Here is a 13,639-nt window from a genome sequence, read left to right on the forward strand (position 1 = left end):
GGGACGGAGCATGTGCCAACCACAGCGGCTTCGCGCCCACGAAGGATAGCCGCGAGCAGCCATGAGCCGCCACCGCCTGCTCGACTTCTTCCACCCCCTGTTCTCGCTCGGCCTGGAATTGGAGGCCGCGATCCGCGCCGGCCAGGCGGAGCCGCCGGTGGAGGAACCCCATGCCCAGGCGCTGGGGCTGCTGGAACGGGCGCGTGCGCAGGCCATCGCCGCCGGGCAGCCTGCGGATCGGGTCGAGTCGGCTTCCTTTGCGCTGGTCGCCTGGCTGGACGAGATCCTCGCGCGGCGCCCCGCATGGCACGCGCGCATGCCGCCGCTGCAGTTGCGGCTCTTCAACTCCAACAACGCGCACACGGAGTTCTTCCATCACCTGTCCTCGCTGCAGGCCGAGGACGATGAGTTGCGCGAGGTCTACTGGCATGTGATGGCGAACGGGTTTCGCGGCCAGTACTACTTCGAGAACGGCGACAGCGGCGAACTCGGCAAGCTGAAGGCACTGCATGCCCGCCAATTGGGCACGCCGCCGCTGGTGCTGGGCGAGCTGGCGCAGGAGCACATCACACCGCAACCGTATGCATCGCCGGACCCGCCGGGCCCCAGCAAGCCCGAGCAGCGCGAGCGAACCATGCTGCGCACCGGCCTGGCGCTCGCGCTGCTGCTGCCGCTGGTGATGCTGCTCTGGCTGTTCCTTGCGCGCGCACCGCAGGTGCCGACGACGCTGGCGCAACGCGTCGACAGCCGCCTGCAGACCTTTACCTGCGCCGACTTGCAGTCCACCGTGACGGACAGCGGCATGGCCGAGGTGCGCGGCTTCGTGTCCCATCGCGACGACCCCGAGCGGGTACGGCACGAGGTGGCGTCGGTGCCGGGCGTGAAGTCCACGCGCATCGAGCTGGCGTTGCGGGTGTGGCCGTACTGCGAAGTGGTGGCGATGCTCAAGCCCTACCAGATGCGCAACCGCGAGAAGCAGTGGGGGTTGACCGTGTTCTCGAAGACCGCGCGCAACGGCCAGTTGCGCGAAGGCGATCCGGTGTTGCTGCAGCTCACGCAGCCCAACTACGACGGCTATGTCTGGGTCGACTACTTCACCGCCGACGGCTCGGTGCTGCACTTCAATGCCGGCCTCAGCCCGCGCCGCCGTGCCGCCGCCGAACGCTTCGAGATCGGCGCGGACGTGCCGGCGAGCTGGCTGGTCAGCCCGCCTTTCGGCACCGTGCTGGTGACGGTGCTGGCCTCCCCCACGCCCTTCAGCGAGAACATCGACCGGCCGCCGTTCGAGATGGCGTCCGACTACCTGCTGCGGCTGCGCGAATCGCTGTCGCTGCACAAGGACCCGGAGCGCCTGATTGCCGAGTTCGAATTCCTGCAGACAACGGAAAGATGAACGCACTGCCCCACCGCTTCTGGCTGCTGACGGTGCTGTGCGCCGTGGCCTTTGCGCTGCTGTGGTGGTGGACGCTGGGGCGGCGGCGCTCGCAGCGGCTGCGCACCTTGCGCGGGCTGCTGGCGAAGTCGGACATCGACGACGCAGACACGGCGCTGGCCGCGTTGCCGCAGGCGCTGTCGGAAGCGGACGCGGCGGACATCAGCAAGCCGTGGGTGATGTTCATCGGCAACGCCGCCGCCAACCTGCCGGGGCTGCTGGCGATCGAGGCGCAGCCCTGGATGTTCTGGCAGGGGTTGGTCCGCCCGGAGATGGCGGCGATCGTGATGGGGCCGGCTGCCGTGAGCAACGGCGTCGCCGGGCAGCGGGCCCGTGGCCTCTGGCTGCGTGCGCTGATGGCATTGGCGGAGCAGCGCCCCGCACTGCCGCTCAACGGCATCGTGGTGTGCGTGGAAGCACGCGAGCTGTTGCAACCGCCGCAGACCACCGCGCCGCTCGCGGAGCGTCTGCAGCGCGTGCTGCGGGAAACCACGCAACTGTTGGAGCTGCGCCTGCCCGTGTATGTCCTGGTCACCGGGCTCGAACGCCTCGCCGGCCATGTCGAGGTGTGCGAGGTGCTAGCGCCGCAGGTGCTCGCACAGGCTCTCGGCCATCGGCTGCCCGAACCCGGCTCTGGAGCCGCCACACCGGGCCATTCGGCGGGCGAGCGCTTCGACGCGTTGTTCGCGACGCTGTCCACTCGCTTGCGCGCGCTCGGCGCGGGACTGCTGCTCGAGCATCCGGACGCGCCGGCCGCGCGGCTGGCGAGCCATCAGTGGGTGGAGCAACTGCTGGCGCTGGAGCCGGCCTTGCGCGAATTGGTGGTCAAGCTGTTCGAGCCGGCCAACGACGGTTCGCCCGCCTGTTTCTGGCGCGGCCTCTACCTGACCGGCGCTTCCTCGCCCCAGAGCCAGGCCGCCTTCAGTTCAGACCTGCTGCGCCGCTTTCTGCCCGCAGACCAGTCGCTGGCGCGGCGGCACCGGAGTTCCTGAACTGCAAGGTCTATTTCTTGGGCGGCGGCGGTGGCGGTGGCGCGGGGACCGAGTCGATCTTCATCTGCCGCGCGCCCACCGTCACCGTCACGATCTGGCCCTTGCCCGGCTCGACGGGGCGCACTTCGCGCCAGCGGGCACGGTCCAGGTCGCGGTAGGCGCCCATCACGCCCCAGGCCTTGGCATCGGCGGGCAGCACGAACTGCAGCTTCTTGCTTTCACCGGGGCGCAGCAGCATTTCCTCGCGCTGCACCGTGTCGGCGGCCAGGACGGAGGTGTCCTTCTCGAACAGGGTGAAGAAGTCGGCGCCTTCGAAGGCCGCCGTGGTCTTGAACGCGTACACGCGCAAGGTGATCGGTGATGCACGGCCGCGCACATCGGGATTGGCATCGGGGCCGGCCGTGATCGTGAAGGCCATGGGCGTGGTGACCGGCGGTGGCGGCGGCGGTGGTGGCTTGGCGCATCCCGCCAGCGCCAGCCCCACGAGCACTGAAGCGAGGACCGTGTGGCTGCCATAGGGCAAACGGTAGGTGCCAAGGAGATGCATGCTATTTCCTTCGTTGCATTGACCGGTCCGGACGCTTCTTTGATTATCACCAGTCAATTTGAACAGGCAACATGCTGACTCCCGAACTCGTCGAGGCCTTGCAAGCGCCCATCAGCGAGGCATCGCCTGTGGGCGACGACCTTGAGCATGACCCGGCCTTCACCGCACTGGACACCGCATCCCAGGGCAAGCCCGAGCAGCAGTTCGGCGACAAGGTCATTCCTGCCGTGGAGCCCGAGTGGCGGCAGGTGTCCGACCAGGCGCAGGCGCTGTTGCAGCGCGCCAAGGACGTGCGGCTGGCGATGCTGCTGCTGCGCGCGTCGACGCGCCAGCAGGGTGTGACCGGCTTCAGCCTCGGCTTGCAACTATTGACAGGTCTGCTCGACACCTACTGGGACAGCATCCATCCGATGCTGGACGCCGAGGAGGACAACGACCCGACGATGCGCCTCAACGCGCTCGCGCCGCTGACCCAGTCGTCGATGGTGCTGCGTGATCTGTATGAGGCGAGCGTGGGCGTGTCGCGCGGCGTCGGCCCGATCAAGGTGCGCGACATCGCGATCGCGCACAACCTGATCACACCTGTCGGCGGCGGCACCGGTTATTCACCGGCCCAGGTACATGGCGCGCTGGCCGAGATCCATGCGGCGCATCCGGAAGTGTTGCCGCTGCTGCAAGGCATCCAGGCGCAGGTGGCCGCGTTGCAGGCGCTGGTGACCGATCGGACCGGCCGTGCCGATGCGATGGACCTCGACCCGCTGCGCCGCGTCGGCATCGTGCTTCGCACGGCTGCCACGGCCGTGGTGGGCGAAGGCGCCGAGGCGGAAGCCGAAGACGAGGCCGGCGAAGCAACCGATGGCGATGCGCCGGCGGGCGGTGGCCGGGCCGCTTCGGCAAAGGGCGAACTCAACAGCCGCCAGGACGTGCTGCTCACGCTCGACCGCGTGATCCGCTACCTGCAACAGACCGAACCCGGCAACCCGGCGCCCCTGCTGCTCGAACGCGCCAAGCGCCTCATCGGCGTGAGCTTCTTCGAGATCATGGCCGACCTCGCGCCCAACGCGCTCGACACCATCGAAACAGTGACGGGCCCGCGCCCGTCATCGGAGTGAGCCTCTTTCCAGCGAACCGCTACTTCCAACGCAAGGAGTTAATCCATGGCCACCAGCAGTCAGAAATTCGTCGCCCGCAACCGGGCGCCTCGCGTGCAGATCGAATACGACGTCGAGCTCTACGGGGCCGAGAAGAAGGTCCAGTTGCCCTTCGTCATGGGCGTGCTGGCCGACCTGTCGGGCAAGCCGGCCGACCCCGACAAGGTCATCCCGGTGGCCGACCGCAAGTTCCTGGAATTCGATGTCGACAACTTCGACACGCGCATGAAGGCGATGAAGCCGCATGCGGCTTTCTCGGTGCCCAACACGCTCACCGGCGAAGGCGAGCTCAAGGTCGACCTGACCTTCGAGAACATGGAGGACTTCTCCCCCGCCGCCGTGGCGCGCAAGGTCGATGCGCTGAACAAGCTGCTCGAAGCGCGCACGCAGCTGTCGAACCTGGTGACCTACATGGACGGCAAGGGCGGCGCGGAAGACCTGCTGGCCAAGGTCCTGGAGAACCCCGAATTGCTGAAGACCCTGGCCGCCAGCAAGAAACCCGACGACGCCGCGCCCGCCGCGTGACGCCTGACCCATTCACCGCACATCAGGAGAACGCACCATGGCGACCGAAGCACTCGAGCAGCAGAGCGCACTGAAAGACGTTGCGCTGGAGGGGAACGACTTCTCGTCGCTCCTGCAGAAGGAATTCAAGCCGCGCAGCGACGAAGCCAAGAGCGCCGTCGAGGCCGCGGTTCTCACGCTGGCGCAGCAGGCGCTGAGCAACACCGCGGTCATCGGCAAGGACGTGACCAAGTCGATCCAGGCCATGATCGCCGCGATCGACGCGAAGCTCTCGGAGCAGATCAACAAGATCCTGCACAACGACGACTTCCAGAAGATCGAGAGTGCCTGGCGCGGCCTGCACTACATGGTGAACAACACCGAGACGGACGAGAACCTCAAGATCCGCGTGATGGACATCTCGAAGAAGGATCTCCACAAGCAGCTCAAGAAGTTCAAGGGCGCGGCCTGGGACCAGAGCCCGATGTTCAAGAAGGTCTACGAGCAGGAATACGGCCAGTTCGGCGGCGAGCCCTTCGGCGCAATCGTCGGCGACTACCACTTCGACCAGAGTCCGCCTGATGTGGAACTGCTCGGCGAGATGGCCAAGATCGCAGCCGCCGCGCATGCACCCTTCATCACCGGCGCGAGCCCGCACCTGATGCAGATGGAGTCGTGGCAGGAGCTGGCCAACCCGCGCGACCTGACCAAGATCTTCCTGACGCCCGAATACGCCGGCTGGCGGTCGCTCCGCGAATCGGACGATTCGCGCTACCTCGGCCTGTGCATGCCGCGCTTCCTGGCGCGCACGCCCTATGGCGCGAAGACGAATCCGGTGGAGGACTTCGACTTCGAGGAAGACGTGGCCGGCGCAGACCACAGCCACTACGCATGGGCCAACGCCGCGTATGCGATGGCGACCAACATCAACCGCTCGTACAAGATGTACGGCTGGGGCTCGCGCATCCGCGGCATCGAGTCCGGCGGCGCGGTGGAAGGCCTGCCGCTGCACACCTTCCCGAGCGACGACGGCGGTGTCGACCAGAAGTGCCCGACCGAGATCGCCATCAGCGACCGGCGCGAAGCCGAGCTGTCGAAGGCCGGCCTGCTCTCGCTGATCCACCGCAAGAACTCGGACTTCGCGGCCTTCATCGGCGCACAGTCGCTGCAGAAGCCCTTCGAATACGACGACCCCGATGCCACGGCCAATGCCAACCTGGCCGCACGCCTGCCCTACCTGTTCGCCTGCAACCGTTTCGCGCACTACCTGAAGTGCATCGTGCGCGACAAGATCGGCAGCTTCAAGGAGCGGGACGACATGCAGAAGTGGCTCAACAAGTGGATCACCAACTATGTCGACGGCGACCCGTCGACCTCGTCCGAAGAGACCAAGGCGCGCAAGCCGCTGGCCGCGGCCGAGGTGATCGTGGAGGAGGTGGAAGGCAATCCCGGCTACTACACCTCGAAGTTCTTCCTGCGTCCGCACTACCAGCTGGAGGGGCTCACCGTGTCCCTGCGGCTGGTGTCGAAACTGCCCTCCGCGAAAGGTGCGTGAGAAGCATCCAAGGTGTTTGAAAACAGGGAGGCGTACTCGTTATCTGAGCAGCTACTGGCAACTATTGATCGATTGCCGATGGCGACGTAAGCAAGCAAGCCCGTTATCTATCCACTCTCTCTCAACTGAAAGGTGAGCATCATGGCCGTAGACATGTTTATCAAGATAGGCGCAATCGAAGGTGAGTCCGTCGATTCGAAGCACAAGAAGGAAATCGACGTCCTGGCCTGGAACTGGGGCCTGTCGCAAAGCGGGACCACGCACGTGGGCACCGGCGGCGGCGCGGGCAAGGTGAACATCCAGGACCTGTCCTTCACGAAGTACACCGACTCCGCCTCGCATGCGCTGATCCTCGCCTGCTGCAAGGGCACGCACTACGACGAGGCCGTACTGGTCGTGCGCAAGGCCGGCGACAACCCGCTGGAATACGTCACCATCACGATGAGCGACCTGATCATCACCAGCGTCAGCACCGGCGGCAGCGGCGGCGAAGACCGGTTGACGGAAAACGTCACGCTCAACTTTGCCAAGGTGAAGTACGAGTACGACCCGCAGGCGAAGGAAGGCGCGGGCAAGGGGAAGAAGACGGCGGCGTGGAATATTGCGGAGAACGTGCCGTTCGGTTGATGGGTTGGGTTGGCTGCCGCTTCGGCCGCCTACGGGCGCGGAAGCGGACAGTCGGACTCCCAAGAGGGCAGAAGTCGCCGAAGGACTTCTGCCCTTTTTTCATGTCTCAGCCGATCAGCCGATCAGCGTCATCCCGGCCGTCTTGGAGGCGGCAATGTCAAACGTCATCGTTCGCTCGCAGCCTGCCGCATGCGCGGTCCGCTCGATCAGGCAGTCGGCGAAATCGGCACTGCCTTGGCCAAACACACGCAACGCTCGCAGGACGTGCTCCGCCTGGTCGACCACCAACTGCCTCGACCTGAGCAACGCATCGAGCGCGTGCGAGATCTGCTCGCGACTCAGGCTGTAGGCCGAGGAAAGCACCCAGACAATTTCAACGATTGAAACGAGGGTCACGAAACCGGGCTCATCGGTGCTCAATGCGTCGATGATCTTGTTTGCCTTGGGGGATTGCTTCGGGTCGTCCTGGCATGACGTAACGCTCCAGGACGTTGATATCCCGGCGAATCATCTTGCCGATGCTCCACGAGCGGCGATGGCGCGATTCATTTCTTCGATCGATACATTCCTAGTGGCCTTGCCGAACATGCCCTTCAGTTCGGTCACCGAGCGATTGGCGGCGATGAACAGATACTGGCCGGGCTCGATCTGCACGAACTCCACGCGGTCACCGGTATCCACCAACAGCGCTTTGCGCACCTCGGCGGGGATGGTGATCCGGCCCTTGCTGGTGATGGTGGCGGTTGTCATCTTGAAAATTCCTGTCCGCCTTACTTTGAAGCAAGGCGATCAGGCTGGCAAGGCCACTGCGGCCGACCAGCCCTACGGCAACATCTGCGTCACATCATCATCCGCATGCGCCCACAGCGCCAACGCCGTGTAGTTGTCATACCCCGGCTTGGCCCGGCTCCTGATCTGCGCGTCGAGCTGCTCGATCCATTGGCTGGGATTGCGCGAGGCCTGCAGCGTCTCTTTCAGGCATCCATCGCCCAGCGGTTCCCAGATGCCGTCCGAGCACAGCAGGATCACGTCGCCCACCGTGAGCGGCATGGGGCGTGAGACGCCGATCTCCGGCGCCTGCTCGATGGAGCCGAGCGCCGACAGCAGCATGTTGCGTTGCGGATGCAGCCGCGCGCCCTCGTCGTCGAGCATGCCGCCGGCCACCATCTGCTGGACCAGGCTGTGGTCGAGCGAGCGCGTCAGCACCGTGCCGCCGCGGAACAGGTAGGCGCGGCTGTCGCCGCAGTGGGCCATGGCGACCGTGTTCTCGTGCAGGTCGATGGCGGCGAGCACGACGGTGGAGCGCATCGCCGACAGCTTGCCGCCTTCGGCCTGGCGGGCCACCACGTCGAGGTTGGCGCGCTCGATGACGTTGCGCAGCAGGTCGGCATCGAGGCCCGGACGCCGCGAGAAGGTGTCGAGCACGCTGCTGCGCACGACGGCGGCGGCCACGTCGCCGCCACCGTGCCCGCCTGCCCCATCGGCGACGACGCAGATGACGTAGCGGTCGTCGTTCCAATGGCCGTAGGTGTCCTCGTTGTACGAACGCCCACCCTGCTTGGACAAGGTCACGATTTCGATTTCCACCCGGCTCTCCTCTCTGTCGTTGTTGCCTCGTGGCTGTCGTGGGTCTGCGCCCTATCTGCGGCCCGCCTTCAGTCGCGCCATCTGCTCGTCATAGGCCTGCACGAAGGCCCTGCCGAACAGGCTGTGGAAGTCATCCTCGGCCTCCGCCGCGATGCCGTCGTACAGCGAGACGAATTCATCCCAGAGCTTGGCCTTGCGATTGCTGAAGAAGGCGTCGAACGCGGACTTGGAGACGATCTTCTTCTCCAGCTCCGCGGGCGTGAAGCGGGCGAGCACATGGGCGAGCGCGGCGCGCATGCCGACCATCACGCCGAACTCGTGGGCACGCAGGTCGTCGTAGGCGTCGCGCATGGCTTCCTCGGGGCTCATGAAGCCGCGCACGCCGGCGCCCAGCAGATGCGCCAGCGCGACCTCCGCCGAGGGCGAGAACTTGAGCGGATTGTTGGCCTGCGCCGCGATCATCGTGAGCTCGGCCTGCACGCCGCGCTTGACCTCCTGGCGGGCATGCAACAGTTGCAAGGTGCCCTCGGCAGCCGTGCGCAGCAACGCGCCGATGCGCTCCATGAGCTCGGGCGTGAGCGCGGTCGGCATCTGGTGGTTGCTGTTGACGCCGCGCAGGAAGGCGGCGAAGAGGACGTCGTCGGATTCGCGTGCGGCGGATGACACCGCTGCCGCTGCCGCTGCCGCGACCGGGGCGGGCGCGGCGCGCGGGGTGGCGGCCATCGGCGGCGCGACGGGCGCGACGCGCGATGGCGCAACGGGCCTGGAGGCCGGCGCTGCGGGTGGCGGGCCCGGTATCAGGTTGGCGAAGGGATCGTCGTCGGCATCGGCTGCAGGGAGCTTGCGGCCCGACGGGCTCGTGGCCGGCTCGTCGATCAGGTCGCCGAACAGGGGCGTGGGCACGGTCGGATTGGCGCCCAGGTCGTCCATCAGCGAGCCGCCACCGCTGGCGCCGCCGGGGGGGACGACGCCCTTGGGCGGCGTGTAGCCGAACTGCCCGATCGGCAGATGGTCGCTGCGCGGCGCGGCAATCGGCTTGGGTGTAGCTTGCAAGGAGGCGAGCGGGTCGGCGCCGGACGACAGGTTCGGTTGCACCAGCGGCGCGCCGAGTGGGCTGTTGTCTCCAAACGGATCGCTGCCCGGGCCGCTGCCGCCAAAGCCGCCGAACAGCTCATCGATGTTGCTGGCGGCGCCGGGCAGCAGGCCCAGGCCGGACAGGTCCTGGTTCGCACTGCCGGTGGGGGGCGGCGAAGCGCCCGAGCCCAACAGGTCGGCAAAGGGATCGTCGCTCGGCGAGGCGGCCGCGGCGGGGTGCGCCATCGGGTCCGGGAACTGGAACGGATCGGTGGCGACTTTCGGGGTCGGAGCCGCGGCCTTCGGCGCAGGGGCGGCGGCCGGCGGCGCGGGTGTTCCAAGGCCTGCGAGCAGGTCGGCGAACGGGTCGTCGTCGGAGGGGTGCGCCGCCCTGGCGGTTGCGGGGGCCGGCGACGGTGCGGCGACACCCCCTCCAACGCCCTGCACCGAAAGCTCGAAGCCGCCCACCACCAACCGGTCGCCCGCCGCCAACGCGACCTCGCGTCCGGCGCCGACCGGGTGCCCGTTGTGCTGCAACGGATTGCTGCCGCGGTCGAGGATGAAGAACTGGCCGCCGCGGCACTCCACCTGCGCATGCACGCGGGACACCGTGCGGTCCGGGTCGTCGAGCACCAGCGTGTTGGTCGGTGCGCGCCCGATGGTGCCCCCCGCCGGCCCGAACTGCGCCTGCAGGGGCTGCCCGACGGGCGCACCGCGATGACTGACAACCACCACATTGATCACGGCTTGTGCCTCCAGGACGAAGTCTTCTTCACACTGTCAGGCCCGGCTTTCCGCCAGACCACCACAACCAGGCGGACACCGCGCCGAAGATCAGCGCGACCAGCAGCCAGATGCGGCTCGCCAGTGCCAGTTTGAAGCCATCGCGCCCCGTGCGCCAGAGGGCCGCAGCGAGAAAGACAGCGGCCACGATGGCAAAGATCAGCGGCGTCTTCATTCGGATGCTGCGCCATGGAGGTACCAATGCCCCGGCTGGAAACGTGCGCCTTCCTTGCGGCTCCAGTCCTCCATGGCACGCAAGGCATGACGCTGCTGAATGACGTCCATGTCCACCTCGAAGCGCACGGGACAGCCATAGCGGATCTCCATCTCCAGCGCGGCATAGCGGCGCACGCGGGCATCCCCGCGCGGCGACTGCAGGCTGGCCACCCAGGTCGCGGGCGCGCATGGCCGGCCCTTGTGGTAGCGCAGGCGGCGGTCGAAGCGCGCGGCGTTGGCCTCGAACCATTGCTGCCAGGCGACCGGGTCGGTCACGGGCTTGTTCACGACCTCGCCGAAGGGCTGGCCATCCAGCCGCACGGGGGCCTGCTTGTATTGCTGCCAGGCTTGCAGTTCGTCCTTGAACAAGGCTTGTTCGTCGACCTCTTCCGGCACGAAGACGTCTGCCTGGAGATCCGCGCCGGTGCTCCATTGCAGGGCGATCGCGGCGACCTCGGCAAGCTCCGGCTGGCCCAGGCAGTCGTACAGTGCCCGCCACGCCGGGGGATGGCCCAGGATGCCCAGCGCCAGTATTTCTTCCGGGCTGGCATGGCCTGCCTCGACCCGCTGGCGCAAGGCAGTGGCCGTCGCCGGTCCGCCGGCCACCGCAAGGGTCAGCGGCGTGGCTGGCATGTCGGGTTGACCACGCCCCATGCGCCACAGTGCGAGATCGGCGGCATCCGACACTTCGGCATCCGGGCCCTGCAGCGCGGCCCGCAACACAGGCTCGGCGCTGGCCTCCCGCAAACGGCCCAGCGCCTCGATGACAGGCAAGGCGTGCTCGGGACTGCGCCGCAGGGCGGCCAGCAGCGCCGCACCATGCGGCAAACGCAAGTGTCCGGAAACTGCCGCCAGCACAGGGATCAGGCGCGCGTCACCCTGTGTCAGCGCCTGTTCGACGAAGCTGGCCCAGGGGGTGGGCAGCGCCTTGCGCAATGCCATGGCCAGGGCGAACTGCTTCTTGGGATCCTTGAAATCCATCATGCGCAGCGCCTCGGCCAGGAGCGGTGCCTGTTGCTGCCTGCAAAACAACACGATGGCGCCGAAGATCTCCCCGAAATCGCCTTCGCTTGCGGCACGGCGACTGACCTCCAGCGCCAGCTCGCCGCCGATCAGCAAGGCGTCCAGGTGCGCCTCGATCCGCTCCTCGATGTCCGCCACCTCGAGCCAGTTGAAATCGGGCTTGAGGCGCAGCGCCTGCCGCTGCTCGAACAGCAGCGAGATCTCCTGCAGGTGTTCTTCGTGCAGGCCGCGCGTGAAGGCGTGGAGGGTGGCGTACATGGTGTCGGGTCGTCGTCGCGACGGGGCGTCTCAGGCGGCCATGGAGGCGGCGGCATCGCGGGCGTGTGCGCCCTGCCAGACGCCGATGGCCACGACGTCGTGCAGTCCATTGCGCACCGGCAGGCAGGCTCGCCACAGCAGGGTCAGCAGGTGGCTGTCCATGTCGACGATGACGGTGTCCAGCGTGGTGCGCAGCGGTACCCGCTTGCGGCCCCGCAGCTCGACCACGCACACCGGTGCCTCGGGCTCGGGCAGCCGGAACGCCACACGCTGCCGCTGCGGCGAACAGCCCATCACCACCACCTCCTCATCGCCACGCAAAGGCTTCGGCGACACCAGGCCGGGCGAGCCCGCATTGAAGAAGCGCCGGTCGAAATCCGTCGGCAGCAAGGGCTTGCGGGACTTGGACCAGGCCTCGTTGTAAGTGCCGCCATAAGCCAGGCGCGGATGCCACTCCGGCCCGATGAAGCCGAAGCAGGCCGGCTGCGGACGGTCGCTCCACGAGGTGATGAGATCCTGCGGATCCTCGAAGTTGGGCAACCAGGTGTCGTCGCCCTCGGGGACGGCAGTGTAGAAGCCCCGGCCGACGGGATTGCGGGGCTCGCAGGCGTGGCGGTTGGGGTCGGGATCGCGCCGGTCCCACCCACCGAAGGCCCGCTCGGGAATGATGGGGATGCGCTCGAAGGGCAACGGCGGCGAGATGCCCCGCAAGCCGGGGATGCCGGTGTGGCGGCGTTCGCCGAAGACGCGCGCGGTCTTCTGCAAGGGCCCCACGCGAATGCCGATCATGCTCTCGGTGGCGCCCGGCTCCGGTGCGTGCGCATGGCCGTGCAGCACGACATCCGTGCCCTGCTTGATGAACGCGACCTGGGGCTCCATCACCATGCTGGTTTCGGCCGGGTCGCCGCGCCATTCGCCACCCACCTTGACCGGGCGCTGCTTGGCCAGCGGGATCAGCCCTTCGGGGTGGATCAGGAAAGTGGCCTGCACGCAGGTCACGCACTGCGCCACGGCCTGCTCGTCGACCAGTTGAAGGGCCTCGAAGGCATAGGGCGTGCGGTTGTCGACCAGGGTGTGGGGCATGACGTCGGCGCTCAGGGAGCGTCCGGTTCAGTCGGCACGGGCGTGCGCATGGGCCGCCTCGCCAGCGACGGGCAGTACAGGTAGTCGGGCGCGGTCTGCAGCCCCTGGCGCTCGGCCAGGCGCAGCAGGGCCAGGCCCTCGATGAAGACCTGGCGCCCAGCCAGCACGATCGGGTCCTCCATCTGCGCCCGCTTGATCGCGGACAGGATGTCCTTTCGACGCGCATCGAGCAAGGCCTCGAAGGCCAGATCGAAGTCTGCCTGCGAGCGTTGCACCAGTGCCTTCACCACCGCCAGGCGCTCGCTGGGCTGGCCCTTGAGGGCGTTTTCGAACTGGTCGATGAAGGGCTGGTACACCGCCGGGGACTGCACGCCATGGATCAGGCGATGCAGGATCTGCGCATAGCAGAAGTCGTCTTCGTACTCGCGCTGCGGCTCCCATGTGCGCGGCGAGATCCAGGCGATGCGGTGCGCCAGCTCCACATCGCCCGCAGCCAGGGCGTCGAGCAGTGGATCGACACGGGCGGATGCAAGGTGATGGTCGGCCTGCCCCGGTTGCTGGCGCATGCGCGTCAGGTAGTGCTCGCGCACGCGACCGCTGCGGATCAGGTTGTGGCAGAACTTGTCGCTGTCGCCCGTCGTCAGCAGCGTGATGATGGCCAACGCCCGCAGCTTGCGGGACAGGTCCGCGCCAATGTCGCCGAGGTCCTTCAGTTCATAAACACCGGGCTCCTCATAGCCCACCAGCCAGAAGGCGGTGTCATAGGCCAGTGCGTCGACATCTTCGGCCAGTTGCATGGTGTCCTGC

General features: G+C 67.2%; 15 protein-coding genes. 6 read left to right on the forward strand and 9 right to left on the reverse strand.

From position 1 onward, the window contains the following. Nucleotides 1-61: 61 nt before the first annotated feature. Both WKW82_RS21760 and WKW82_RS21765 read left to right on the forward strand, forming a co-directional pair. Nucleotides 62-1,393: a DotU family type IV/VI secretion system protein gene (locus WKW82_RS21760; RefSeq protein ID WP_340344423.1), complete on the forward strand. Its 1,332-nt coding sequence runs from the start codon at nucleotides 62-64 to the stop codon at nucleotides 1,391-1,393. Continuing rightward, a complete protein-coding gene (locus WKW82_RS21765) occupies nucleotides 1,390-2,424 on the forward strand; it encodes a type VI secretion system protein (protein WP_340344424.1) in 1,035 nt (344 codons plus the stop codon). Before WKW82_RS21760 ends, WKW82_RS21765 begins: the two co-directional genes overlap by 4 nt. Before the next feature lie 10 nt (nucleotides 2,425-2,434). Here WKW82_RS21765 and tssJ read toward each other — a convergent pair whose 3' ends face one another. Continuing rightward, nucleotides 2,435-2,971 (reverse strand): type VI secretion system lipoprotein TssJ, encoded by a 537-nt coding sequence (tssJ, locus tag WKW82_RS21770; protein ID WP_340344425.1) that lies wholly within the window; start codon nucleotides 2,969-2,971, stop codon nucleotides 2,435-2,437. Between the two features lie 71 nt (nucleotides 2,972-3,042). On the opposite strand from tssJ, the gene tssA reads away from it, so the two are divergent. The 4 genes from tssA to WKW82_RS21790 all read left to right on the forward strand — a co-directional run bounded on the left by tssA (nucleotide 3,043) and on the right by WKW82_RS21790 (nucleotide 6,808). After that, a complete protein-coding gene (gene tssA, locus WKW82_RS21775) occupies nucleotides 3,043-4,083 on the forward strand; it encodes a type VI secretion system protein TssA (RefSeq protein WP_340344426.1) in 1,041 nt (346 codons plus the stop codon). A 45-nt stretch (nucleotides 4,084-4,128) separates the two neighbouring features. Next, a complete protein-coding gene (tssB, locus tag WKW82_RS21780) occupies nucleotides 4,129-4,647 on the forward strand; it encodes a type VI secretion system contractile sheath small subunit (protein ID WP_340344427.1) in 519 nt (172 codons plus the stop codon). Between the two features lie 37 nt (nucleotides 4,648-4,684). Further along, on the forward strand, nucleotides 4,685-6,181 hold the full coding sequence (gene tssC / locus WKW82_RS21785) for a type VI secretion system contractile sheath large subunit (protein WP_340344428.1): 1,497 nt from the start codon (nucleotides 4,685-4,687) through the stop codon (nucleotides 6,179-6,181). 141 nt (nucleotides 6,182-6,322) lie between these two features. Next, nucleotides 6,323-6,808, forward strand: coding sequence for an Hcp family type VI secretion system effector (locus WKW82_RS21790; RefSeq protein WP_340344429.1), 486 nt, complete (start codon nucleotides 6,323-6,325; stop codon nucleotides 6,806-6,808). Between the two features lie 114 nt (nucleotides 6,809-6,922). Here the strand turns inward: WKW82_RS21790 and WKW82_RS21795 are convergent, their stop codons facing one another. From WKW82_RS21795 to WKW82_RS21830, 8 genes are all read right to left on the reverse strand, one after another. Beyond that, a complete protein-coding gene (locus WKW82_RS21795; RefSeq protein ID WP_340344430.1) occupies nucleotides 6,923-7,204 on the reverse strand; it encodes a PIN domain-containing protein in 282 nt (93 codons plus the stop codon). Between the two features lie 111 nt (nucleotides 7,205-7,315). Further along, nucleotides 7,316-7,558 carry an AbrB/MazE/SpoVT family DNA-binding domain-containing protein gene (locus tag WKW82_RS21800; RefSeq protein ID WP_340344431.1) on the reverse strand — a complete coding sequence of 81 codons (243 nt, stop codon included), beginning with the start codon at nucleotides 7,556-7,558 and terminating at the stop codon, nucleotides 7,316-7,318. Nucleotides 7,559-7,630: 72 nt separating this feature from the next. Continuing rightward, on the reverse strand, nucleotides 7,631-8,395 hold the full coding sequence (locus WKW82_RS21805; protein WP_340344432.1) for a PP2C family protein-serine/threonine phosphatase: 765 nt from the start codon (nucleotides 8,393-8,395) through the stop codon (nucleotides 7,631-7,633). 51 nt (nucleotides 8,396-8,446) lie between these two features. After that, complete coding sequence (tagH, locus tag WKW82_RS21810; RefSeq protein ID WP_340344433.1) at nucleotides 8,447-10,213, reverse strand: type VI secretion system-associated FHA domain protein TagH; 1,767 nt, start codon at nucleotides 10,211-10,213, stop codon at nucleotides 8,447-8,449. A gap of 28 nt (nucleotides 10,214-10,241) precedes the next feature. Beyond that, nucleotides 10,242-10,427 (reverse strand): hypothetical protein, encoded by a 186-nt coding sequence (locus WKW82_RS21815; RefSeq protein WP_340344434.1) that lies wholly within the window; start codon nucleotides 10,425-10,427, stop codon nucleotides 10,242-10,244. Next, entirely contained in the window at nucleotides 10,424-11,749 is a 1,326-nt protein-coding gene (locus WKW82_RS21820) for a hypothetical protein (protein WP_340344435.1), read from the reverse strand. The genes WKW82_RS21815 and WKW82_RS21820 overlap by 4 nt, the downstream gene beginning before the upstream one ends. Before the next feature lie 30 nt (nucleotides 11,750-11,779). After that, nucleotides 11,780-12,832 carry a DUF2169 family type VI secretion system accessory protein gene (locus WKW82_RS21825; protein WP_340344436.1) on the reverse strand — a complete coding sequence of 351 codons (1,053 nt, stop codon included), beginning with the start codon at nucleotides 12,830-12,832 and terminating at the stop codon, nucleotides 11,780-11,782. A gap of 11 nt (nucleotides 12,833-12,843) precedes the next feature. Beyond that, nucleotides 12,844-13,629: an Imm49 family immunity protein gene (locus tag WKW82_RS21830; protein WP_340344437.1), complete on the reverse strand. Its 786-nt coding sequence runs from the start codon at nucleotides 13,627-13,629 to the stop codon at nucleotides 12,844-12,846. Nucleotides 13,630-13,639 lie beyond the last annotated feature (10 nt).

Origin of the sequence: Variovorax rhizosphaerae (genome assembly GCF_037889975.1) — a bacterium.
GTDB classification, from domain to species: domain Bacteria; phylum Pseudomonadota; class Gammaproteobacteria; order Burkholderiales; family Burkholderiaceae_C; genus Variovorax; species Variovorax rhizosphaerae.